Here is a 24007-nt window from a genome sequence, read left to right on the forward strand (position 1 = left end):
CGATCAGACAGCAGTTTTCGCGCTTGGCGGTTTGGGCGAAATCGGCAAAAATACTTACGGTGTACAATTTCAGGACGAAATTATTTTAATTGATGCTGGAATTAAATTTCCAGAAGATGAGCTATTAGGAATCGATTATGTCATTCCGGATTATACGTACCTGGTGAAAAACGCAGATAAAATCAAAGGCCTTTTCATCACTCATGGTCATGAAGATCACATCGGCGGGATTCCCTACCTTTTAAGAGAAATCAATATCCCTATTTATGGCGGAAAGCTGGCTATCGGTTTATTGAAAAATAAGCTTGAAGAGCATGGATTGCTTAGAACGGCTAAATTGAACATCATTCAAGAAGATGATGTAATCAAGTTCAGAAAAACTGCAGTAAGCTTTTTCAGGACTACACACAGCATCCCGGATTCATATGGTGTGGTTGTAAAAACACCACCAGGAAATGTAGTGCATACAGGAGACTTTAAATTCGATTTTACTCCTGTAGGAGAACCTGCGAACTTGACTAAAATGGCTGAAATCGGAAAAGAGGGAGTTCTATGTCTTCTTTCTGACAGTACGAACAGTGAGGTTCCGAACTTTACAATGTCTGAACGTAAAGTCGGTGAAAGCATTAATGATATTTTCCGCAAGGTTGAAGGAAGGGTCATATTTGCTACCTTCGCATCAAATATCTACCGCTTACAGCAAGTAATTGAAGCAGCTGTGATGCATGGCCGGAAAGTTGCTGTATTTGGCCGAAGCATGGAAAACAACATTGCGATCGGTCAGGACTTGGGATATATCCAAGCTCCTAAAGGCACTTTCATCGACCACGGGCAGATCAATCGTCTGCCAGCCAATGAAGTGACTATCTTGTGTACAGGAAGCCAGGGAGAACCGATGGCTGCACTGTCCAGAATTGCAAACGGCACACACAGACAAATCCAGATCCATCCGGGAGATACAGTCATCTTCTCATCTTCCCCAATTCCTGGAAATACGATCAGTGTAAACCGTACGATCAATATGTTGTATCGTGCAGGTGCGGATGTCATTCATGGATCATTGAACGATATCCATACTTCCGGTCACGGAAGCCAGGAAGAGCAGAAATTGATGTTGAGACTCATCAAGCCTAAATACTTCATGCCGATCCACGGAGAATTCAGGATGCAGAAGATGCATACTCAGCTCGCAGTAGACTGCGGAGTGGAGCCGGAAAACTGCTTTATCATGGATAATGGTGAAGTTCTGGCTCTTGGAAACGATACGGCTCAAGTAGCCGGCAAAATCCCATCCGGTTCAGTCTATATCGACGGAAGCGGAATCGGAGATATTGGAAACATCGTTCTTCGCGACAGAAGAATCCTTTCAGAAGAAGGTTTGGTCATCGTTGTCGTAAGCATCAATATGAGCGACTTCAAAATCGCTTCAGGCCCGGACATCATTTCCAGAGGGTTTGTCTACATGAGAGAATCTGGTGATTTGATCAACGAAGCACAGACCATCATCAGTAAGCATTTAAGCAAACTTCTTGAGCGCAGGACAAGCCAATGGTCAGAAATCAAAAATGAGATCACTGACACATTAGCTCCATTCCTTTATGAAAAAACTAAGCGCCGCCCTATGATCTTACCGATTATTATGGAAGTATGATAAAACAAAAAAGCAGGCTGATTTTAAAATCAGCCTGCTTTTTTTATGATGATGCAAAGCCATTCAAGGCTTCTGCTGGCGATAAGCAACCAATTAAGGCATTACTTTTTTCTCAAAGCGTGTGATATCAGAATCTGCCCCGATTACAATCAGGATATCACCTGTTCGTATCTGTTCATCTGCCTGAGGTGAGACTAAAATGTCTTTTCCACGTTTGATGGCAACGATATTGATACCGTATTTAGCACGAATATCAAGATCAATTAACGAGTTGCCATTTATACTTTCATTGGCCTTAATCTCCACAATGGAGTGCTCATCGGAAAGCTCGAGGTAATCAAGCACGTTATTTGAAACGATATTATGAGCAATTCTCCTGCCCATGTCCCTCTCAGGATGGACAACATGATTGGCCCCTATCTTTCTTAGGACTTTCTCATGATAATCATTCTGTGCTTTTACCGTAATATTGCTCACACCGATTTCTTTCAGCATGAGCGTCGTAAGGATACTTGACTGTATATCATCCCCAATCGCGACGATCACATGGTCGAAATTCCGTATACCCAGACTCTTCAGTACCGATTCATCCGTTGTATCCGCCACAACAGCATGAGAGGCAATCGACGCAAACTGGTTTACCTTATCTTCTTCTTTATCTATAGCCATTACTTCTAAATCCTGTTCTGCAAGGGAACGGACAATGCTTCCCCCGAAACGTCCCAAGCCTATAACAACAAACTCTTTTTTCACTAAAACTCCCCCACCATAAGAGAATACTTATGAACTCATTTTAGCACAAATTTGCGAATATTAGATTATTTATTCCCTTTTACATAATCCGCATCAAATAGGAAAAGTCGCATTAGCAGTATCAACGACGGGATGAGCAGAAGCAGGCCGGCAATAAAAACAACCACGAGTGCTGTGCCCATAACCGGGCTGGTGACACTGCTTTCAATTGTAATGAAAGGTTTCAGTATATACGGCAGATGAGATGCACCGTATCCAAAAAAGGCAAAAAAGAATTGCAGCATTACCATGATGAATGCCGTGCCAAATTTCTTTCGCTTGTAAATAAGCCAGGAAGCGATCAGGAAAAACAGCAGCGACAAACCGAACATCCACCAAATGTCCAGTGCCTTCTGAAAATGTTCAGGATTATGCTGCCTCAACCCGATAAATACAAGGAGGCTGGCCAAGATCGTTGGCGGACTCCAAAACAGTGCAAATTTCCTTACGATTTCCCTTGCGTCCGAATCGTTCGCCCTGTCTGCATAATACGTCAAGAAGGATGCGGATATGAATAGTACGGAAACGATTGCCAGGACAACAACACCCCAGGAATAGAGACTCGTAAAAAGCTCTTCCGCTAAAAAAACGACTTTATCCTCCGTTTCCTTAAGAAACCCTCCTTCGGAAATCGTCAGTGCTGTAGACAAGGAAGCTGGTATCAACAATCCTGTAGCACCGTAAAGGAACAGGAAAAATATATTATCTTTTGAACCATAATTGCCAAACGCATAAAAGGCTCCCCTGATGGCCAGCAAGATCAGTGCTATACTGCCGGGCAGCAGCAGTGCAGTCCCATAATAATAGGCTGTATCCGGGAAAAATCCTACAAGTCCCACAAAGAAAAATACAAAGAATACATTCGTTACCTCCCATACAGGAGATAAATATCTGCTGATTAAATCATTGACTGTATGCTTCTTATTGGTGACCTTGGCATAGAAGGCAAAGAAACCTGCACCAAAATCAATAGAAGCAACAATCAGGTAACCGTAAAGAAATATCCAAAGAACGGTAATCCCTAATACCTCTAAACTCACCTGTCTCCCTCCTGTTCAAGCCTTGTCTTCTCAGCGAATTTCATTTTCATCAGGAAATCTATTGAAATTTCCCGTCTGCAAATCTCTGCTCATATTCAATTTCCGGCGGTTTATTTTTAAACATCTTAATTAAAACCGTTACACAGAATATGGCCAGGATGATATACAATATCACAAAGAGCACGAAGGTCAGCCCTACTCCATCCGCTTTTGTCGCAGCTTCTGCAACCTTCATATACCCTCGAAGGATCCACGGCTGCCTTCCTACCTCAGCGTATATCCAGCCAAATTCAATGGCGAGCATGGATAACGGTCCGCTGGCGACGATTCCCCATAAAAGAGGTTTATTCCATTCATTCCGCTTCTTCCACTTCCAGAAGAGAACAAACAGCGATGTGATAAACAGTGTGAACATGCCGATTGAAACCATGGAATCGAATAAATAATGCACAAACAATGGAGGCAGTTCATCTTCGGGAAATTCTTCAAGGCCGATCACTTCGGTATCAAAAGAATTTCCAGCTAGGAAACTCAGAAAGCCGGGAATCCTGATTTCGTTATGAATTTCATTGTTTTCATCTAAAGTTCCAAAGAGAATCAAATCAGCATTGCTTTCTGTTTCAAAATGCCATTCTGCAGCTGCCAGTTTTTCAGGCTGATACTCAGCCAGGAACTTCGCAGATACATCTCCCGCAACTGCTGTACCCACAGAAAAAATTAATCCGCAGACCATAGTCAAACGCAGCGCTTTCCTATGGTAGGCACTCCCTTTGTTCTTCAAAATAAAGAAGGCCGTAATGGCTGCCAGGACCAGTGCAGATGTTAAATAAGCTGATGTCAATACATGAAATACTTTGGTTGGGGTTGCAGGATTGAACATGGCTGCTATCGGGTCGATATTAACTGCTTTCCCTCCGGACAGCTCAAACCCCTGAGGAGTATTCATAAATGCATTGACCATTGTGATAAACAAGGCAGAAGCCGAAGACCCAATCATGATTGGTATTGTCAATAACCAGTGGACCATCCTGTTCTTGAAGCGATCCCAAGTGTATAAATATATACCTAAGAAAATTGCTTCAAAAAAGAAGGCGAAAGTCTCCATGAATAACGGCAGGGCGATCACCTGTCCCGCTACTTGCATAAAAGACGGCCACAGAAGCGATAACTGCAAGCCTATAGCGGTCCCAGTGACCACTCCGACTGCAACCGTAATGGTGAATCCCCTGGCCCATCTCCTGGCCAATAATATGTAATGTCCGTCGTTTCTCTTTATTCCAATGAATTCGGCAATGGAAATCATTACAGGTATCCCCACACCGATGGTCGCAAAAATTATATGAAATGCCAAGGTCACTGATGTGAGCATCCTGCTCAACATGACACTATCCAGCTCCATATATATCCCCCCTATCAATCTACTATACTTATAAGTATCACTTTTTCATCATTATAAAACCTTTGGATGAGTTTGTGAAGTATTGAGCATTTTAAAGCGGTATAGAATTAATACCGTTTTTCCTCTTTTGGATCTTCGTTCTATTATTTTGAAGCTTAAAATTATAATGTGACATTCCTCTCATAATCAGCTTGCGAGGGATATTATTAGGACAACATTCCTAGTAGGTGTCTAATCCGTTTTTTTGGTACATCATTTGGAGTCCGCACCAACAATGGTGAACCAATCCACTCTCTTTTCACACAGCATTTCGAGGCGGCACCGACCATGATGTACCAATCTCTTTTTTTCGCACATCATTTTGAGCTAGTACCAACAATGATGCACCAATCAACTCTCTTTTCCCACATCATTTCGAGGCCGTACCGACGATGATGTACTAATCAACTCTCTTTTCCTACATCATTTCGAGACAGCACCTACAATGATGCACCAATCAATTCTCTTTTCCTACATCATTTCGACGTCGTACCGACCATGATATACCAATAATCTCTTTTTTCCCACATCATTTCGAGGCGGCACCAACAATGATGCACTTTTCAACTCTCTTTTACTACTTCACTTCGAGACCGCACCGACGATGATACACCAAACAGGCAACAGCAAAAATATCTAACACACAAACAAAACCGCCCTTTTAAAAAGAGCGGTTCTGATCACTATATAACTTCAAGCATCTTAAACTGTGCTTTCACCAGGTGATAATATTCTCCCTGCTGATCCATCAATTCATCATGGTTTCCTTGTTCGATGATTTCCCCATGGTCAAGCACGAAAATATTGTCTGCTTCACGAATCGTAGAAAGTCTGTGGGCTATCATGATCGCCGTTCGTCCTTTTAGAAGAGTTCTAAGGGCTTCCTGAATCTTCATTTCTGTTTCCGTATCTATGGAAGCTGTCGCCTCATCGAGAATGATAATTCTTGGATCAGCCAGTAAGGCCCTCGTAAAGGAAATAAGTTGACGTTCCCCTACAGATAGTATGTTTCCTCGTTCTTCGACTTCCGTATCATAGCCTTTCGGTAGCCTTATAATGAAATCATGGGCACCTACTGCCTTGGCTGCCTGCTCTACATCTTCAGGTGATGCGTCCGGACGTCCGAAGAGGATATTTTGCCTGATTGTTCCCGAGAAAATGAATGTATCCTGCAGGACAATACTGATTTGGCTTCTGAGACTGGATAAAGAGACGTCTTTTAAGTCATGGCCGTCAATCAGGACCTTGCCGCCGGTAGGATCATAAAATCGGCTGACAAGATTGGCTATAGTCGTTTTACCAGAGCCCGTATGTCCGACCAGCGCAACAGTTTCGCCTGCCTTCATTTCAAGTGAAATATTATTCAAAGCTTTTCGTTTGCTGTCATAAGCAAAATCCACATTTTTAAATTCGATATGCCCCTTGATATCTTTAAGCTGTTTGGCATTAGACTTTTCATCGACATTCGGCTGTTCATCAAGGAATTCAAAAATCCTCTCCGATGAAGCCATACCTACTAACAACTGATTATACACCATTCCCAATCGGGAAATTGGTTCCCAGAACATCCCGAGATAGAATGCAAATGATACGAATTCACCAAGAGTGATGGAATCACCCTGAATCAAAGTGGCACCAAACCAGATCAAGACTGCCGTTCCCACTGCATTCGTCACCTCTACAAGCGGCCTGAACATCGCACTCTTCCTGGTTGCATTTCTCCAGCTGTCAAAGCTTTCTGTATTGACTCCATCAAAGAAAGCCATGTTTTCTTTTTCCTGTGTGAAAGATTGCGTTACACGGATTCCCTGGATGCTTTCATTCAAATGGGAATTCAGTTTGGATTGTTTCAAACGCACCATCTGCCAGGATCTCCTGATCTTCTTCCTCAGGCTCGTCGAGATGAAAAACATGATCGGCAGGATGACGAGCACCGCAAGTGTCAACGGCGGGCTCAGTGTGAACAGGATGACGATGATTCCGATTAAAAGAATCATATCCATAAGCAAGTTGATGACTCCGTTTGTAAAGAGCTCCTGCAAGGAGTTGATGTCATTCATGATCCGCACAAGGATGGAACCAGCCGAACGCTGGTCAAAAAACCTGTGAGACAGCCATTGTACATGAGAGAACAAATGCTTTCGGAGATCATATATGACTCCCTGCCCAAGCATATTCATCCACCTGATCCTGAGTACGTTGGCTATGTAACTCAGAATATACAAACCTGCGATGGTAATAATCAATGTGGTCAGCATGCTGGTGTCTCTTTCAATAATTGCTTTATCAAGCGTATAAACACCGATCAATATCGGTATCACCAATCGTACACCGGTTGTAAGTAGTACCATGATAACCGACAGCGGCAGAAGACTCTTTGAATAAGGCTTTAAATAGCCGAGCAGTCTCCAAAGCTGTTCCCAGTTAAATGGTTTATCGATTACCTGGTCGGTTGAATAATAAAACCGTTTTAAGATATTTGGATTCACTTTTTCCTTGTTTTTCATCATCTCACCTACCCTTGCTGTGATTGAAGGATTTTCTTCTGGTCTTTATATTGAATATCATATATCCGTTGATATGGTCCGTTATTGGTGATAAGGAAATCATGGACACCGCGCTCAACAATTTTCCCATTTTCAAGTACAAGGATCTCATCTGCATGCTTTAAAGATGAAATACGGTGGGCAATGATGAAAGTTGTGCGGTCAGCCATTACTTCTTTAAAGCCTTTTTGAATTTTGAATTCTGTTTCCATATCCACGGCACTGGTAGCATCATCAAGGATCAGGATGCTTGGATCCGTACAAATGGCACGGGCGATGGCAATCCGCTGTTTCTGTCCGCCTGATAGCCCAAGTCCCCTCTCACCGAGCTTTGTTTCGTATCCATCCTCCAACTCTTCAATAAAGTCGTGGGCTTGGGCTCTCTTCGCAGCATCGATGATTTCATCCATTGTCGCTTCAGGACGACCATAGGAAATGTTTGTCTTGATTGTAGAAGAAAATAAAAAGGACTCCTGAAGAACAAAGCCGATATTCTTCCTTAATGATTTGATCGCATAATCTTCAACTGGTTTTCCGTCTACAAGCACTTCTCCTTCTGTAGGTTCATAGAATCGGGTCAACAGACTTGTGATACTGGTCTTACCCGAACCTGTACCGCCTATAAGACCGATGACTTTTCCTGGTTGGGCTTTAAATGAGATGCCTTCAAGTGCCTCTTCGTCATCCTTTGTGTATCTTAGGCTGACATTCTTGAACTCAACTTCCCCTTTTAACCTGTCTGCCTTGATGGCATTTTCTTTATCTTGAATATCCTCATCTGCTTCCAGAATCTCTAATAACCTTTCGCCTGATGCTTTTGATTGAGAAAACTGGTTGATGGTGAATCCAAGATTCATGATTGGCCAGATAATATACCAAAGCAAGCTGTAGAAGGCAACGAGCTCCCCCGGCTCTAAACTGTTATCCATGACGAGGAATCCGCCATAGGAAAGCAGAAGGACTACACTTACATTTCCGAGAAGCTCCATTAACGGGAAATACTTTGCCCACACATCAGATGTCAGTAAGTACTTCTCCTTATAATCTCCATTGGATGAATTGAACTTATCAATTTGATATTCTTCTCTGGACAATGATTTAACAGTATTTATTCCACTGATATTCTCCTGTACATTTGTGTTCAATTTCCCGAATGATTTTCTGATTCCCCTGAAAGCAGGATGTACCGCTTTATCAAATTTATAAACCGCTACAGCAAGGAATGGCAATGTTGCCAAGGTAACAAATGTTAAAGATGGAGAATAATAGAACATGACTCCAAAGCTAACCGTAACCAACAGGACAAACCGGATTAACTCGGAGATACCAAATGAAAGGAAAAAGCGGAAAGCCTCCACATCGGCTGTAAGCCTTGACATCAAGTCACCAGTTTTAGCATTGTCATAGTAACGGAAAGGAAGGTACTGTAGCTTCTCATACAGTTCATTTCTAAGCCTGTATACACTCGTAATACCAAACATGTCTCCGTTATATTGGTGTATATAAGTTGCAACCCCTTTAAGGGCCATAATAAAAATGAAGCCAAAAGCAAGATAAGGCACCCATCCAAACTTACTCTTCAAAATAACCTCATCAATCGTCAACTGCAGAATGATCGGATAAACCACCGTAATGAGTGTCACTGCAATTAAAAATATTATTGATGTAAAAAAGAACTTCTTGTAAGGCCAATAGAATTGTTTTAATTTTTTAAATGTCTCCATTTTTCATCCCCCTCTCTTTGATGCAAAAAATTCACGTACTATTAAATATATCGGCTTTCGAAATATATTTCCACCTTTTTAACTGAATTTTTCACTTTTTTAAGAATCCTTCCACAATTTCGATAACGTGTTATCTATTTTACTTTTTGCCATAAAAAAAAAGGTCGGCCTTTTGACCGATCCATAACTCATAAACATGTCGCACATTTACGATTTTCTTCTTATAAGTCTCCCCGCTTTTCAACCATCTTCAGTTCTAGCGAGACCGACTGTCTAAAAAGTCAAGCCCTATCTTGCTGTTTTATAGGGTTCCTTGACCAGGTTTCCAGTTAGCCGGGCAAAGTCCGCCGGTTTGCAAAGCCTGTAGCACACGGAGAGTCTCTTCGACATCCCGGCCTATATTGTTATGAAAGACCGTTTGATATTGAAGTTCCCCTTCTGGGCTAATAATGTATAAGCCGCGAAGCGCGACACCTTCTTCTTCAATCAGAACACCGTACTCACGAGAAACCATATGGTTAGTGTCCGCAGCCAGCGCATACCTTAAATCGCCTACTCCATTTTCTTTCCGGTCCGTGTTAATCCAAGCTAAGTGTGTATGTATCGTATCAGTAGAAACACCGATAACTTCGGCATCAAGGTCTTCGAATTCATCATAACGGTCCGACATCGCTGTGATTTCGGTCGGGCATAAGAATGAGAAGTCCATTGGATAAAAGAATAACACTGTCCATTTATCATTTTTCATATTTTCTTCTAGACTTACTTTACCAAATTCTTTGTTTGGCAATACTGCGTCCATTTTGAAACGGGGAGCTTGTTTACCTACCATGCGTTCTGCCATGAATGAATTCCTCCATAGATTTTTCAAATGAGAATGAGATGGATTCTTTCCCAATCATTACATTTTACAACAGTTGTAATATAACAGAGTCATTATTCTTACGTCAATTTCAAGTAATAACGAATCTGTAACAAAGAAATGACTATCTATAGACTGTCTAGCTCAATCCCTTCCTGGAAGATATTATGCCAATAAAAAGGGAGCACCTGTTTATATATCACTTTCGGACGAGAATAATTGTGACCGTATTTCTAAAAACTTATCATATAAGAGAGGCTGTATAAAACACTCAGTTCTTTGACAACACTATTGTAATTATGTATATACTTAGAAGGTCATTTTTGCATGTACATACATCAATAAATAGAAAGGATGACTATAATGGACTATATTTTAGGTTTAAATGTAGTTACTGAAAGAATCTATGATTTTGACTGGACAGGCCTGTTAGTTACTATTGGCATTGCTGCTCTGCAGATCATTGCCATTTACATCGCCTTTTTAATAGTAAAAGGTTTTGGGAATAAGGTTCTCGAGCGTGCTTTCAGCAAATATGGAGAACGGAACAATATTTCTGAAGGAAGAGCTCAAACATTGGAAAGCCTGGCGAAAAACATATTCGCCTATGTGCTGATTTTCATTTTCTTCGTTACAATACTGCAGATATTCGGTATTGAGGTCACTGCTATCCTAGCTGGTGCCGGGATCATCGGATTAGCGGTTGGATTCGGGGCTCAAGGCCTTGTCAGCGATGTCGTAACCGGGTTCTTCATTTTACTGGAAAAGCAGGTCGATGTCGGTGATTATGTGACAACGGGCAGTTTCTCCGGGATTGTTGAAGCGGTCGGATTGAGGACTACACAAATCCGCAGTTTCGATGGTACATTGAATTTTGTTCCTAACCGGGAGATTACAAGTTTGAGCAATCACTCCAGAGGAAACATGAGAGCTCTTGTCGATATCGGCATATCTTATGATGATGATATTGATAAAGCAATTTCCGTGCTTCAGCAAGTTTGCGACAAAGTTGCAGCGGAAGACGAGAATATCGTAGATGGGCCTAACGTAATCGGTGTTCAGTCACTCGGTGCTTCCGATGTTGTCATCCGGGTAATTGGAAAAACAAAGAACATGGAACAGTGGGGAGTGGAACGCAAGCTTCGCAAAGCACTTAAAGAAGCTCTTGATCAGAACGGCATTGAAATCCCTTATCCTCACCAGGTTTATATCGAAAAGAAAGAACAGTAATACAAAACAGCGCCCGGATTCTCCGAGCGCTGTTTTTTTAGCATTTTAGATACGATAATAACGATCCTAATTTAGAAGCTGCTATCGCTAATAATATAGAGATAATTAGACATGGAATGGTTCCTGACCTGCTGCGGATTTAGCCCAGCGAGAAGGCTGGTTCCGGCATCAAGCCTCACAGGAGTTCTCGTACTTGGAACAGAGGTACCTCCTGGATAATTCCTTTTCAACTTCCAACAGGATCTCTCCACCCAATTTTTATAAAGTCTTGATATATTCCGTTACGGTAGCGATTGCAAAATCGATGGCCTCTTCGTCAGGGTTCAGCATGGCATGATGCAGTCCATATTGGGAATCAACACCGAGCCAGAACATGAAACCGGGGATTTCTTCAAGCATGTATCCGAAGTCTTCACCCGTCATTGCTTCATCACAAATGACCAAGTTTACATCCTGTTTTTCTTTAAGATAATCTATGAACCTGTTGGTCGCTTCTTTCTCGTTATAAACCTGGCGGTACATACTGCCATAATCAATTACAGCCTCACAATCAAAGCCTATTTCAATTCCTTTTACAAGTGCCTCGATTCTTTCTTTCACACTCACCATTGACTCAGTCGACAATGTTCGGATCGTCCCTTCAAGCCTTGCTGTTTCTGCGATGATATTCTGGACAGTTCCTCCTGTTATCTTACCGACTGTTACCACAGCACTATCCAAAGGGTTGATGTTTCTGGACACAACCGTCTGCAATTGTGTGACAAGCATAGAGGCTGCCACCACCATATCCTTTGTGTTGTGAGGGTAGGCTGCATGTCCGCCTTTACCTTTTAAATCGATAAATAGTTCAGAAGTATTGGCAAACAACAAACCCTCTTTCAACGCGATTGTTCCTACCTCATATTCCGGGGCAACATGAAGCCCCATGATAAAGTCTGGCTTCCATTTTTTCATGATCTCACTTTCGAGCATCGGTTTTGCCCCGCCGGGACCTTCTTCGGCTGGTTGAAAAATAAATAGAAGGTCATCATTAATGGGATTGTGAACATAGTGTGTGAGAACCCCTAAAGCAATACTCATATGGAAATCATGGCCACATGCATGCATTCTGCCTTCGTGTTCCGAGCGGAATGGGAGGCCGGTATTTTCCTCGATCGGTAAACCGTCAATGTCTGTTCGATAACCAATAATCTTTTGGGGATTTTCACCATTAATCCTGACAAACAAGCCTGTTTTCCATTTCCTCACTTCAAGCCTATCTTGCGGAAGAGAATTTATATAAGAGAGCAGGTAGTTTTGAGTTTTATTTTCTTGAAATCCCAGTTCAGGAATTTTATGCAGTTCTCTTCTGATTTCTACAAATGGACTCTTTACTGACATGATTCTTACTCCTTTCCATTATCTTTAATTAACCTATATGAAAAGGACTGATGCCGATTGGGCCTTCAGTCCTTTTGAATTCACTTCACTTTTGCGTGAGGTAAATCTTACAGTTGTCTCAACTCTTGTTTGATTTCGGTTTTAGACTTCGTTTTTTCATCAATTTCTTTAATGACTTTCGCCGGAGTTCCTGCTACTACAGTGTATGGAGGCACATCTTCGACTACAATGGCTCCTGCTGCAACGACAGCACCTTTTCCGACTGTTACACCTTCAAGAATGACAGCGTTGGCTCCTACAACCACATCGTCTTCAACCACAACAGGTTTTGCAGAAGGCGGTTCAATAACACCTGCAAGGACAGAACCTGCTCCGATGTGGCAGTTTTTGCCGACAGTAGCGCGTCCTCCGAGGACAACATTCATATCAATCATGGTTCCTTCGCCGATGACAGAACCGATATTAATGGAAGCACCCATCATGATGACAGCATTATCGCCAATTTCAACCTGATCACGGATAATCGCGCCCGGCTCAATACGAGCTTTGATGCCCTTCATATCAAGCAGTGGGATGGCTGAGTTACGGCGGTCATTTTCCACAACATAATCCTCGATATTGTCTCTATTGGTTTCAAGCGCTTGAGAAATCTCAGCCCACTCACCAAATACAACGCCTGTTTCACCATTGATAAAACTTTTGGCATTTTCCCCAAAGTTGATACCTGAAAGATTTCCTTTCACATAAACCTTAACCGGTGTAGACTTCGTACTATTTTGAATAAATGAGATGATCTCATTTGCATCCATTTGTTTCATGCGTAAAACCCCCTTGAAAATATGTATATATTCAGAAATCTAGTATTCACTTTAACAAATTAAAGGACAAAAGACAAGAATTCGCTACAAAATTGAATTACTATTTTCTTCTATAAATTCCTCTACTATTTCTACAAATGCTTTTACCTGTTTCAGCTGAAACGCCGAATCATAGCCCAATAGCCATGTATCCCTGTGAATTGAGCCTTTCTTTTCATCCATTAAAGGAATCTTATACAAGTTTTCCTCTGCTCCATTTAAAGTAATAGCAGGAAGTATTGCATAGCCAATACCATTAAAGGTCATCTGTTTACACGTCTCAATCTGGTCCACAACAATGGTCCTTTTGGGTACAGACTGAAACTGCCGGTGCCACCAGTCCTGGATTTCCTGGTAATAGTTAGAATCACTTTTGAACTGAATGAATGGGCGATCTGTTTTCAGTACTTCCTCCACTTTCTGAATCTCTCTGTCCACCAGATAGAGCCTATCGGTAAAGAGGTGGTACTTAGGTCCTTTCCAATCTGCCGTCCCCCTTATAATACCTATATGGACCTCGTCTTCATACAGTGCTTCAAGAATTTCACTGCTCCATCCTGTAATCAATGAAATTTTTGCATGAGGATAAGTATCTACAAACTTCTTTAACACTTGAGGCAGCCAGTTTTGGCCTACAATGGAAGCACAGGCAATCTTCAAAGTACCATGTACCTGCGATTGCAGGGCCTGAATTTCTTCCTTCACTTTCTCTTCTTTCTGTAGCATTTCTTGTGAAAGCTTTACAACAAGCTCCCCGGCTGGAGTAAGCGACAGGCCTTTCTGAGACCTTAAAAACAGCTTTGTTCCCCACTCTTTTTCAATGTTTTGCAATCTTTGGGATAATGCAGGCTGGGAAACGAACAGTCTTTCTGCCGCCTTTCTCATATTCATTTCCTGTGCAAGTACAGACATCAATTGATATTCGGAGAAAGCCATGACAGTTTTCACACCCTTTCAATAAGTTTTTCTTATATTATATATTAATTTTTATGTAATTTCATTATGACCTTTAAAAGAATAGACTACAAGTGAAGGTTCCCTTTTAAGTAAACTTGTTACTTTTGATAAGCCCATATGGGTGACTCTAAGGGGATAGCGAAAAAAGCAAACGAAGCCGTTTAGCGAAGTACAGTTTTATGAATTACGATGAACTAAGCACAACACTCAGCCGAGAAGTGAACAGGCGATCTCTCCTGCTTCTCTTGTGAATATCGCCCCCCAAGAAACTATGAGCTGGAACGAACGTCCCACTGATCCTAATATGTTCTAAAGACCGAAAACTTGTGCTTCGAGGTGGTCGAATCCCAAAAAGAGAGAATCTGCCCCGTCTAAGTGCTGCTTCGAGGTGGTCGAATCCCAAAAAAAGAGAATCGGTCCCGTCAAAGTGCTGCTTCGCGGTGGTCGAATCCCCAAAAGAGAGAATCGGCCCCGTCTAAGTGCTGCTTCGAGGTGGTCGAATCCCAAAAAAAGAGAATCGGTCCCGTCAAAGTGCTGCTTCGAGGTGGTCGAATCCCAAAAAGAGAGAATCGGCCCCGTCTAAGTGCTGCTTCGAGGTGGTCGAATCCCAGAAAGAGAGAATCTGCCCCGTCTAAGTGCTGCTTCGAGGTGGTCGAATCCCCAAAAAAGAGAATCGGTCCCTTCAAAGTGGTGCTTCGAGGTGGTCGAATCCCAAAAAGAGAGAATCGGCCCGTCTAAGTGCTGCTTCGAGGTGGTCGAATCCCCAAAAAAGAGAATCGGTCCCTTCAAAGTGGTGCTTTAAGGTGGTCGAATCCTAAAAAGAGAGAATCGACCCGTCAAAGTAGAGTTGCTGAAAGGCGTATTTCAAGAGAGGTGAATAACATGTTTTTTATACTATTGGTGACCGGTTTTTTTACTGCTTTAATAGGTACAGTTGCCGGGAGCGGGGGATTGATAGGGATGCCCGTAATGTTGTTGGCCGGGCTTCCTGTCCACTCAGCCATAGCTACCAGTAAGTTTTCCAATACACTCAGTTCATTTTCGAGTTTTGCTTATCTGTTAAATAAAAAAGAAATAAAATGGAAAGAAGCCTTATCCATCCTGCCGTTTGCTTTTGGCGGCGGAATGGCAGGCGGGCTCACTGCCGGATTGCTTTCACAGAAAGTCATGGAAGTCATTGCTGTCTTTTTATTGATTTCAGCATTTTCCATCAGTTTCTTAAAGAAGCCTGCAGCAGCAGACAACAGCAACGATGCGCCCCTTAAAGGGATTGGCCCCTTTTTAACAGCCATCGGTTTCTATGACGGTATGTTTGGGCCTGGCCAGGCCACGATGTTGATGCATACCTTTCTATATAAAGGGGTGTCTTACCTCAAATCCATTGCCTTCACAAGGTTTCAAACCTTCGTTTCTTGTTCAGCCGCATTTTTGGCATACCTATTCAACGGTCATTTCATTTGGCAGGCCGGCCTTGCGTTTTGCTTGGGAAGTATAATCGGGGCTCAAACCGCGGTAAGATTCGCCGACAAAGTTCCGTTAAAAACAGCAAAGTTGTTTCTAAATGGCATGACCCTTATTCTCATAATCCAAATTATACATTCCCTGTTTTCATAGAAGAGCCAAAAAAGTCTCCCCAGTGAGAGGGGAGACTACTTTCAGGTATTGCGAGGCAAAAACAAAATGAGTGCCAAGCTTACCAGAGCAAAGAACAAGACGCCTATATACACCCAATGAAGTGAAAAGGTGAGCCCCGACTGTAAGGTTTCTCTCAAGGGCGTACTTAGTGCCATTCTTTTTTCTTCATCCAAAAGCATATTGACTACATCGATATCAGCCTTGGTGTTATCTTTATTCTCCAAATACTGTTTGATGGAGCTGTTAAGGATTCCTCCAAGCAATGCGGCTCCAAGTGTACTTCCAATACTTCTCATAAACATATTAGCAGCCGTGGCAATTCCCCTTTGCTTCCATTCAACCGTACTCTGGATCGATACAATAAATGAGGTTGAGGTCAATCCCATCCCTGCACCGATAAAAAAAGAGCCAATAGCAGCCCACACAGGACCTGAATCAGCGCCCATGGTGACAAAAAAGGTACTGCCGACAATCAGTGATATCCCGCCTGCCAGCGATGTCCTATAATACCCAATTTTCAGCAGCAGCCTACCAGCAACCGTAGCGGCAATCGGCCACCCGATCGACATGGTTGTCAGTGTGAAGCCAGCCACTGTTGGACTCCGCTCCATGACGCCCTGTACAAAAGCTGGCAGGAAGCTTGATATACCAATCAGCATCACACCGGTCGTCAGGGAGACAATATTCGCAATAAAGATAGAGCGCTCCTTCCATATTCCGAATGGCATCATGGGCTCGGAAGCTCTCTTCTCTTGAAAGACAAACAATAAAAAAAATAAAGCAGCAGCAGCCAGTAACCCAAGAGCCGCTGGTGAGCTCCAAGGGATGTGCACACCGCCCTCCACTAAGATAAACATCAGCGAGGAAATGGATATTGTCAGTAATACGGCCCCTAGATAATCGATATTATGCTTTTCTTTTTTAACATTCTCATGAAGAAACAGCCACAGGGCGACAATCGACAATACTCCAAGAGGCACATTGACCCAAAAAACATAATGCCAGCTGACATATTCAACAAGAAGGCCGCCAATAGCAGGTCCGCTTATTGCTGATATTCCCCAGACGGAAGACAGGTACCCCTGTATCTTCGCCCTTTCTTCTCTTGTATAAATATCACCGACAATGGTAGTGGCGATCGGCAGGACAGCACCTGCGCCGACCCCTTGGATAAGCCTGAAAGCAATCAATTGCTCCATCGACTGCGAAAAGCCGCAAAGGATGGAGCCCGTCATGAATAAGATTATTCCAAAGGTGATGATCGGTTTTCTTCCAAATAAATCCGAGAGCTTCCCATAAATCAAAACGGTAACAGCATTCATCAGCAGGTAAGCAGAAAACACCCAACTGTATAAAGAAAACCCGCCGAGGTCCCCAACTATGGCGGGCATGGCCGTTGAGACGATGGTCGCCTCAATTGCCCCCATAAACATAGCAAGCATGACTGCAGCCAAAACAAATGGCCTCTTGGTTCTTTTCGGAGCCTGTCCGATTAACCCCCCATCAGAATTCATTTCCATTCCCCTCTCCCGATGGTTTCTATACTCAATATTAAAGCCCCCAATAAGGGAGCTCAAGAATTTATGCTTCGTTATGTAAATTACGGTTGAGCTGTTTAAGTATCACTCTTCTTGTCATAATACCCTCAAAAAAACCTTCATCGTCCACCACACATAAAAACGGACGATCAATCAAGAGCTCCAATGCTTTTTTGAACTGGGTTTGAAGAGAAATTGTTGGAAAATCCACTTCCATGACTTCCTCAACCTTTTTTTGATCCAGTTTATCAAATTCAATATGCTCAAGACCCAGGATTGAATCAGTTATTAAGCTTGAGCTGATTAATCCTTGCAGGCGAAATTGAGGGTCGAGCACAGGAATGGAGGAATAACCGCTTTTGGTTAAAACGAGCAGAGCGTGTTCCAATGTATTTGTCTTTTGTACATGCGCTACCTTTTCAGACGGAATGATAAAGTCGGCAATATTCGCTTCTAAAAAATCCTTGCTGTATAATGAAAACATTTTTAACCCCTCACTCTCGAAGATAAAAAGCCGGCTTCACATGACTATCAAGTACGGAAATCATGCGACGGATTACTTAATGAAAGCCGACTTTTATTGTAACATACTTTTGCCGAAATGGTGGGGGTGAGGAAACCGCTTACCCTTTTTTTGTGATGATATTTTTTTGGTGATATCCACAAAAAGGGCAGTCATACATTACATTTTGGTTTGATAGCGCCGTGAGGACGAGTTCAATATCTTTTTCCTGCCGGCATTCCGGACAAACTATTTTAGGATTTGTATTTTTAATCATAACAACACCTCAAGTAATAATGTCCGTAAGATTAAGGGAATCTATACAGGCGTTATTGAGACACTTATTCCTATTTATTTTCATAGTCCTAAGCCGTTTTTATTAATTCCAGTGTATGTTGCCTGGCCCTGGGATCTAGAATATCCCCATGAAAAAAGGCTTAGATTGTTGCTTTCGGAAAATCCCTAGTGCCGGATTTTTCCCCTTATTACTAGTTTTAACAGGGAAAGTAGCTCTCTTCTTCCTGGCATACTAGGATATTTCGCGTGAATGATCTCTATATTTTTCAAAATTCATATTAAAGATCAACAAAGTTTAAGAAAAGAGCCTAAAAAAAAGAAAGCAATCACCTCGCAGTGATCACTTTCTTTCATTCACAGTACTTGTCCACAAGGATATATTACTGAGAATTTTCTTTTTCTTCTTGAAGCAGTTCAAAGATTTCAATAGCCGTGATATCGATATCATCGAATGGATATTTGTTGGCTTTCTTATCATCAGTGTACACTTCTAATTCAAATGTATCTGTATTAGAAAAATACTTTACCTGACATAGTTTTTTACCATTTACTTCAAAAAAGCGCTGTTGAGTTTCACCTGTATCTGTACCATCCTGCAATGATTTTAAACGCTGAATGATTCCCAGAAGCTGAGACATTGACCGTCTCTCCTTTCATCACTTCATTCTTTCTTATCTTTTGCATTATCACTTTTTCTATCCTTTCAGAAGATGGCATAATCAGTATCTATCTGGAAGGAATCCTAACTAAAAACACATACAACTCTATCACACCTTTTAACATAACACCACCACTTTCACTTCTCAAGTAAAAAACAGAATTTTTTGATTTTTATTTGTATTTGTCTATAATTAAAGTTGGGTATTTAACTTAAAGTGATACGCATCCAACAATGTGTGCTCATATCCGACCTTACAGGTAAAGGAGACAAGAAAATGATTATCAATCGTGAAGACAGGATCTCTATCATTGATTTGCTCGATTTGAATGAACATTTCAGGACGGGTGCTTATGTTATTAAAGAAGATGATATCACCATCGTGGAAACTTCCGCCAGTCCATCAATACCACACCTTATCAGAGGACTACAACAATTGAATATTTCGTTGGAACAGGTCAAAAATATTATCGTCACCCACATACACCTTGATCATTCAGGAGGGGTCGGTTTATTTTTAGAAAAATGTCCGAATGCGTCTGTAATCGTACACGAAAAAGGGGCACGGCATCTCATCAACCCTGAACGGCTCGAAGCCGGAGCGAGACAGGTATATGGTGAGGACTTCGATCGGTTGTTCCACCCTATCGTTCCCGTTCCGGCTGAAAGGGTCTTCATTAAAAGACATAATGATGAACTGCAAATAAGCTCTGATTGCACGTTGACTTTTTATGATACTCCAGGCCATTCACGTCATCACTTCAGTATTTACGACAACAAATCGCGTGGTATTTTCTCCGGCGATACCGCCGGAATCAATTATAAATATCTTCTGAAGGATGAGTCCCTTTACTTGCCTTCAACTTCGCCAAACCAGTTTAATCCTGATGAAATGAAGCAATCACTTGAACTTTATGAAAAGTTGTCCTTGGAAAAAATATACTTCGGACACTTTGGAATATCTGAAGAACCTGAAAAAGCTTTGACAGAAGTCATGAATTGGTTAAAAATATTTGTGGAAACTGCTGTCGAAATCTGCAGCGCAAATTCTGAAAACCCTCTCACCGCTTTAACAGATGCATTGAAAAAAGAGGTGCTTGGTTCAAATGAAAAGCTGCAGCACAACAAAGATTTCCTGCGTCTGTTAGATTTGGATATGAAGGTTTCAGCGATGGGGCTAATCGACTATCTGAAGAAAAGTGTAAAAAAGGGAGTGTAAAGATTGAAGGAAAATGACATCACCGTATATACTCAGCCGGATTGCCCACCTTGTTCTTTCGTGAAAGAATTATTGACCAACAACACTATTGCTTTCACAGAGAAAGATATCAGGAAGGATTCCCTGGCCAGGAAGGAACTTATAGAAAAATATAAAGCCATGTCAACACCTGTTGTCATTATCAATGATCAAATATACTACAGTTCTGATCTATCCAAGCTGCCGGAAGTTTTGGGGTTAAACAAAAAAAATTGACACCAACGTGTCAAAGCTGAATTGGACTTATATTAAATTCGTCACGCTTTGAACATCATCCAAGAAATAGCCCTGGAATATTCTATACTGCTTATTTACGTAAGAGAATGAAAGGGGAGCAACATGATTCTCCCCTTTTGCTGTTTGGACGTTCTGAGGGTTCTCAGCTGGTTCTGTAACTTCCCTTTCAGCTTCGCCTTCAAGCTCATTAGGCAGTGTAAAGAAAATGTCTTCCACTTTCAATTCACCATTTTCCTCTGTCAACTTCACCCCTTGATAGCCGTCCTCGAAATAAACCGGACCTTCCTCGTAGGTAAAATACTCAACTAAGTAAACCGTTTCACCTTTTTTAACAGCTTTAGTCTTATCACTGTACGAAAAGTTAGGTATATAGTAGGCTGCAAAATCAGAACCAAATGTTTGAAAACCTTCTTCTGTTTCAATAACATTTTCCAAAAGGAACTTATCCTTAAAAGAATCAGTAAAATGAGTATCTAAAATGGCATGAATCTCTTCCATTGTTCTAGGCTTTTCACTAAGGGAAACCTGCTTTTCAAATGCGGTCTGAACCCTTTCGACTATTGACTCCTTGTCCAATGCAGTAGCAGGTTCAATGAATGTTATGCAAAAAATGGCTGCAATCAGTACGGCAGTTAACTTCTTTAATTTGGTCATCATCACTACCTCTTCTCCCCCTTTGGATTTCTTTTCCATTGTAGCAATCCTTGCTTGTCGATAGTATGTAAATCGTTCGTATTTAACTAACAAAAGCAGACAGATTCATTGCTAATTTTCATTTATTCTGTTCCCTTTTTTAGATATATGTAAAACATAAAATAACCAAAAGAATAATTTACCAATCCTGCATGTAAAGCAAAATGCAGACAGTACAAAACAAACCGCCTTTTCTTTCCGCAGAGTAAACCGACGGGCCGGGATACGTTCCAAGAGGGTACATAACGTTCGGGGAACATTTGCCTGTCGGTGCTGAATGTGGCGCTTCCACTTTTGATAACAGGTGAGACCAAGGTTACGTACCCACTGGAACGTAACCCCGCAGGTGAAGCTTAGGAGGCTCATCCAGCTCCAGCGGCCAAGGGTCCGTACCCACTGGAACGTACTTAGCGACTAGCACATTTCGGTCTCTCTCCTTGTGAATCCAGCTGCAAGGTCCCAACGGCTAGCAGACTTCCCTGCCCCCTCCTTGCGATAAGTCAACAAGTTCATTTCCTCCACTCGATTAAAGAGGTATTTAGAAAAAATCGGCTTCTGGATTTTTTCTTTAAGAAGCTTTTCTGGTTAATGGTGCATTCTTGGTCAATGGGAAATGAACATCAACTCACTGCGTTCGTTGTGTTTCCTTTATCTCATGCGGAGACAGTCCAGTCTGTACGCCGCTGAACGGGGCCTTTCCACTTTATATAGATAAGTCATCATGATCATTTCCTCATAGAGTCCATAGAGCGACGTTGAAAAAAATCGGCTTCTGGATTTTTTTCTGACTTAAGCTTTGTTACGTGCAAAGCGCACTTTTGGAAATGGGAAATGATCATCGAATCGCTAACGCTCTTCGTGATTCCTTTTTCTCATACAAGAGCCCTAAAATCTGTACGTCACTGAACGGCCGCTTCCGCTTTTTAGTTCACCGCCCGCCCCGGGAAGTCGCGCACCTGGGAAATCAAGCGACAAGATTCAATGGAAGCAATACCACTATTCCCCAAAAATAAAAAAAAGCCCCGAATCTTCAGGGGGCTCGATACTATCTATAGGCAAATGCATAATAAAGGATAAACAATATTACAATGACTGCAGATATTATAAACGCAAGAAAAATTGGATTTCGCGTATAAGGATGTTCCTGGACCTTTTCAGGTAAATCCGTGTCCAATTCATTCTTCAAGGCTTTTTGCTGCCGGCCGACCTTAAAGGTATATACTAAGGAATAAACAAGAACTCCTGCGCTCAATAATATTAGAATCCAAATGAAGCTACTCATTACACCACCCCTTAGACGCTTTTAAGGTTAAGGTGCCCGATAGAGCTCTATCTATTCCAGACTCAGTAAAGAATTCCGTCCTGCTCATAGAGAAATTCATACGATAAATCCATAAACAAGTATTGATCTTCTCCTAATGGATAGGAAAACGTTCTGATTGTTTCTCCCGTTTCAATATCACTGTAGGAATCTGATAAAAGACCTGAATTCCTATTTTGCATTCTCATGATGTTCTCCAGAAAATACGGCCGCCAGCTCCAGTTCTTACCTCTGAAATCAGGAAGCGTTTCCCACTTCTTCTTGTTTCTGACCAGGTTGTCTGTCAACTGAAACCCGTTTTCATCACATATATACAAACGAAAAAACTTATCCTCCACGTTTATGGCAAGGCTTACGAGCAGACTATCCAGACTTTTTGCCTGCTTCTTTAATTCATTTATGTGTTCGTGAATCTCACGCTGCAGAAGTTGAGTAAGATTATATACTGCTTTTAAATGTCTTTTTTCATGTTCAATATAATTCTGACACTTATTTTTCAGCTTTTCTCTGAGAATGTCTTCCTCCAAAAATTCGGCTGAAGGTTTTTGAAGATAAAAGCCTTGATAATAGCGGCCTCCATTCTTCCAAGCGAAGTGAAGCTGGTAATCCAATTCTATATTTTCAAAAAGAAGCGTTGATCCGATCTTTCTTGCCAGCATCGAAAGACTGTATAAAATGTTATGGAATGTAGTGTTTCCTGCCTCTTTCCGTAAATGCTGGAGATCTACCTTCAAAATATCCGGACTGACTTTCGCAAGCCTTTCCCATTGGTCGCTGTCACCGCCGATATTATCAATTGCAATTTTAATACCATAGGTTTTGTAATAATGAATTAGGTGAAATAACTGTTCAAAGTCTCCTCTAAATGTCTTTTCCGATATTTCGAGTACAATTTGTTCCAGTTTCAACCCTTTTGCACAAAAACGCAATAATAGTTCAAGAAGGGATTCCCCCTGATCCACCATCAGCAGGTTCGCATCCCTGTTCACGAAAAAATAAGTAGAAACATTCTCATTCAATGATTTTTCAAGAGCCTTTGTCAATATGTGATTGTCGACTTCTATTCGATACTCATCAGGAATATCCTCATCCAGAAAAAAAGGCCCTAAACTGACGACTCCCTCTTCCCCCTTATATCTTCCCAATATTTCATATCCCATGATGGTATGTTCATCTGCACTGAATACGGGCTGAAAATAAGGAAAAGCCTGGTCTATATTCGCCACGATTTCCAACGGATCCATTATCAACCACTTCCCAAACGATAAAATATTATTGAGTATATCATATCCTGAAGAATGTTTGACGTGAATTATGTCGGTTTTTATTAACAAACCTGATTTTGGAACGCGCCTGATTCACTTTCCGGTGCATGACCCCCATGGAAACAA

At 41.7% G+C, this 24007-nt stretch carries 20 protein-coding genes; 5 read left to right on the forward strand and 15 right to left on the reverse strand.

The annotated features are described in order from the left end of the window. The coding region (gene rnjA / locus BSG1_RS07480; RefSeq protein ID WP_006836355.1) for a ribonuclease J1 at positions 1 to 1651 on the forward strand (1651 nt) is incomplete at its 5' end. 93 nt (positions 1652 to 1744) lie between these two features. Here the strand turns inward: rnjA and BSG1_RS07485 are convergent. From BSG1_RS07485 to BSG1_RS07510, 6 genes are all read right to left on the reverse strand, one after another. Next, positions 1745 to 2404 (reverse strand): potassium channel family protein, encoded by a 660-nt coding sequence (locus tag BSG1_RS07485; RefSeq protein ID WP_006836356.1) that lies wholly within the window; start codon positions 2402 to 2404, stop codon positions 1745 to 1747. A 65-nt stretch (positions 2405 to 2469) separates the two neighbouring features. After that, positions 2470 to 3483, reverse strand: a complete 1014-nt coding sequence (locus BSG1_RS07490; RefSeq protein ID WP_006836357.1) for a cytochrome d ubiquinol oxidase subunit II — start codon at positions 3481 to 3483, stop codon at positions 2470 to 2472. A 58-nt stretch (positions 3484 to 3541) separates the two neighbouring features. Beyond that, positions 3542 to 4882 (reverse strand): cytochrome ubiquinol oxidase subunit I, encoded by a 1341-nt coding sequence (locus BSG1_RS07495; protein ID WP_006836358.1) that lies wholly within the window; start codon positions 4880 to 4882, stop codon positions 3542 to 3544. A gap of 722 nt (positions 4883 to 5604) precedes the next feature. Further along, positions 5605 to 7431, reverse strand: a complete 1827-nt coding sequence (locus tag BSG1_RS07500) for an ABC transporter ATP-binding protein (protein WP_006836359.1) — start codon at positions 7429 to 7431, stop codon at positions 5605 to 5607. A gap of 5 nt (positions 7432 to 7436) precedes the next feature. Further along, on the reverse strand, positions 7437 to 9191 hold the full coding sequence (locus tag BSG1_RS07505) for an ABC transporter ATP-binding protein (protein WP_006836360.1): 1755 nt from the start codon (positions 9189 to 9191) through the stop codon (positions 7437 to 7439). Positions 9192 to 9492: 301 nt separating this feature from the next. After that, positions 9493 to 10035, reverse strand: coding sequence for a peroxiredoxin (locus BSG1_RS07510; protein WP_006836362.1), 543 nt, complete (start codon positions 10033 to 10035; stop codon positions 9493 to 9495). Between the two features lie 381 nt (positions 10036 to 10416). Between BSG1_RS07510 and BSG1_RS07515 the strand changes: the two genes are divergently transcribed. Next, positions 10417 to 11283 (forward strand): mechanosensitive ion channel family protein, encoded by an 867-nt coding sequence (locus tag BSG1_RS07515; protein WP_006836363.1) that lies wholly within the window; start codon positions 10417 to 10419, stop codon positions 11281 to 11283. A 258-nt stretch (positions 11284 to 11541) separates the two neighbouring features. On the opposite strand, the gene BSG1_RS07520 is transcribed toward BSG1_RS07515, so the two are convergent. From BSG1_RS07520 to BSG1_RS07530, 3 genes are all read right to left on the reverse strand, one after another. Further along, positions 11542 to 12663, reverse strand: a complete 1122-nt coding sequence (locus BSG1_RS07520) for an N-acetyldiaminopimelate deacetylase (protein WP_006836364.1) — start codon at positions 12661 to 12663, stop codon at positions 11542 to 11544. Positions 12664 to 12770: 107 nt separating this feature from the next. Next, positions 12771 to 13481 (reverse strand): 2,3,4,5-tetrahydropyridine-2,6-dicarboxylate N-acetyltransferase, encoded by a 711-nt coding sequence (dapD, locus tag BSG1_RS07525; RefSeq protein WP_006836365.1) that lies wholly within the window; start codon positions 13479 to 13481, stop codon positions 12771 to 12773. Between the two features lie 84 nt (positions 13482 to 13565). Continuing rightward, a complete protein-coding gene (locus BSG1_RS07530) occupies positions 13566 to 14456 on the reverse strand; it encodes a LysR family transcriptional regulator (protein ID WP_006836366.1) in 891 nt (296 codons plus the stop codon). Positions 14457 to 15359: 903 nt separating this feature from the next. On the opposite strand from BSG1_RS07530, the gene BSG1_RS07535 reads away from it, so the two are divergent. Beyond that, positions 15360 to 16091 (forward strand): sulfite exporter TauE/SafE family protein, encoded by a 732-nt coding sequence (locus tag BSG1_RS07535; RefSeq protein WP_006836367.1) that lies wholly within the window; start codon positions 15360 to 15362, stop codon positions 16089 to 16091. Between the two features lie 41 nt (positions 16092 to 16132). On the opposite strand, the gene BSG1_RS07540 is transcribed toward BSG1_RS07535, so the two are convergent. From BSG1_RS07540 to BSG1_RS07550, 3 genes are all read right to left on the reverse strand, one after another. Beyond that, positions 16133 to 17632 (reverse strand): MDR family MFS transporter, encoded by a 1500-nt coding sequence (locus BSG1_RS07540; RefSeq protein ID WP_006836368.1) that lies wholly within the window; start codon positions 17630 to 17632, stop codon positions 16133 to 16135. Positions 17633 to 17693: 61 nt separating this feature from the next. Further along, a complete protein-coding gene (gene cbpB / locus BSG1_RS07545; RefSeq protein WP_006836369.1) occupies positions 17694 to 18134 on the reverse strand; it encodes a cyclic-di-AMP-binding protein CbpB in 441 nt (146 codons plus the stop codon). A 695-nt stretch (positions 18135 to 18829) separates the two neighbouring features. Next, positions 18830 to 19087 (reverse strand): YkuJ family protein, encoded by a 258-nt coding sequence (locus BSG1_RS07550; protein ID WP_006836370.1) that lies wholly within the window; start codon positions 19085 to 19087, stop codon positions 18830 to 18832. Positions 19088 to 19384: 297 nt separating this feature from the next. On the opposite strand from BSG1_RS07550, the gene BSG1_RS07555 reads away from it, so the two are divergent. Both BSG1_RS07555 and BSG1_RS07560 read left to right on the forward strand, forming a co-directional pair. Then, a complete protein-coding gene (locus tag BSG1_RS07555) occupies positions 19385 to 20326 on the forward strand; it encodes an MBL fold metallo-hydrolase (protein WP_044022568.1) in 942 nt (313 codons plus the stop codon). Between the two features lie 3 nt (positions 20327 to 20329). After that, on the forward strand, positions 20330 to 20581 hold the full coding sequence (locus tag BSG1_RS07560; RefSeq protein WP_006836372.1) for a glutaredoxin family protein: 252 nt from the start codon (positions 20330 to 20332) through the stop codon (positions 20579 to 20581). Between the two features lie 27 nt (positions 20582 to 20608). Here BSG1_RS07560 and BSG1_RS07565 read toward each other — a convergent pair whose 3' ends face one another. The 3 genes from BSG1_RS07565 to BSG1_RS07575 all read right to left on the reverse strand — a co-directional run bounded on the left by BSG1_RS07565 (position 20609) and on the right by BSG1_RS07575 (position 23860). Then, entirely contained in the window at positions 20609 to 21295 is a 687-nt protein-coding gene (locus tag BSG1_RS07565) for a DUF3993 domain-containing protein (RefSeq protein WP_006836373.1), read from the reverse strand. A gap of 1045 nt (positions 21296 to 22340) precedes the next feature. Continuing rightward, positions 22341 to 22577, reverse strand: coding sequence for a hypothetical protein (locus BSG1_RS07570; RefSeq protein ID WP_044022569.1), 237 nt, complete (start codon positions 22575 to 22577; stop codon positions 22341 to 22343). A 62-nt stretch (positions 22578 to 22639) separates the two neighbouring features. Next, entirely contained in the window at positions 22640 to 23860 is a 1221-nt protein-coding gene (locus BSG1_RS07575; RefSeq protein WP_006836375.1) for an EAL domain-containing protein, read from the reverse strand. Positions 23861 to 24007: the final 147 nt, after the last annotated feature.

The organism is Bacillus sp. SG-1 (assembly GCF_000181495.1).
GTDB lineage: Bacteria > Bacillota > Bacilli > Bacillales > Bacillaceae_B > Rossellomorea.

What these genes read in the sequence shown, in the direction of transcription:
- BSG1_RS07495 (WP_006836358.1), bottom strand. Translation starts at nt 4,882, where the DNA reads ATGGAGCTGGATAGTGTCATGTTGAGCAGGATGCTCACATCAGTGACC.
- BSG1_RS07500 (WP_006836359.1), bottom strand. Translation starts at nt 7,431, where the DNA reads ATGATGAAAAACAAGGAAAAAGTGAATCCAAATATCTTAAAACGGTTT.
- BSG1_RS07505 (WP_006836360.1), bottom strand. Translation starts at nt 9,191, where the DNA reads ATGGAGACATTTAAAAAATTAAAACAATTCTATTGGCCTTACAAGAAG.
- BSG1_RS07510 (WP_006836362.1), bottom strand. Translation starts at nt 10,035, where the DNA reads ATGGCAGAACGCATGGTAGGTAAACAAGCTCCCCGTTTCAAAATGGAC.
- BSG1_RS07515 (WP_006836363.1), top strand. Translation starts at nt 10,417, where the DNA reads ATGGACTATATTTTAGGTTTAAATGTAGTTACTGAAAGAATCTATGAT.
- BSG1_RS07520 (WP_006836364.1), bottom strand. Translation starts at nt 12,663, where the DNA reads ATGTCAGTAAAGAGTCCATTTGTAGAAATCAGAAGAGAACTGCATAAA.
- dapD (WP_006836365.1), bottom strand. Translation starts at nt 13,481, where the DNA reads ATGAAACAAATGGATGCAAATGAGATCATCTCATTTATTCAAAATAGT.
- BSG1_RS07530 (WP_006836366.1), bottom strand. Translation starts at nt 14,456, where the DNA reads ATGGCTTTCTCCGAATATCAATTGATGTCTGTACTTGCACAGGAAATG.
- BSG1_RS07535 (WP_006836367.1), top strand. Translation starts at nt 15,360, where the DNA reads ATGTTTTTTATACTATTGGTGACCGGTTTTTTTACTGCTTTAATAGGT.
- BSG1_RS07540 (WP_006836368.1), bottom strand. Translation starts at nt 17,632, where the DNA reads ATGGAAATGAATTCTGATGGGGGGTTAATCGGACAGGCTCCGAAAAGA.
- cbpB (WP_006836369.1), bottom strand. Translation starts at nt 18,134, where the DNA reads ATGTTTTCATTATACAGCAAGGATTTTTTAGAAGCGAATATTGCCGAC.
- BSG1_RS07550 (WP_006836370.1), bottom strand. Translation starts at nt 19,087, where the DNA reads ATGTCTCAGCTTCTGGGAATCATTCAGCGTTTAAAATCATTGCAGGAT.
- BSG1_RS07555 (WP_044022568.1), top strand. Translation starts at nt 19,385, where the DNA reads ATGATTATCAATCGTGAAGACAGGATCTCTATCATTGATTTGCTCGAT.
- BSG1_RS07565 (WP_006836373.1), bottom strand. Translation starts at nt 21,295, where the DNA reads ATGGAAAAGAAATCCAAAGGGGGAGAAGAGGTAGTGATGATGACCAAA.
- BSG1_RS07570 (WP_044022569.1), bottom strand. Translation starts at nt 22,577, where the DNA reads ATGAGTAGCTTCATTTGGATTCTAATATTATTGAGCGCAGGAGTTCTT.
- BSG1_RS07575 (WP_006836375.1), bottom strand. Translation starts at nt 23,860, where the DNA reads ATGGATCCGTTGGAAATCGTGGCGAATATAGACCAGGCTTTTCCTTAT.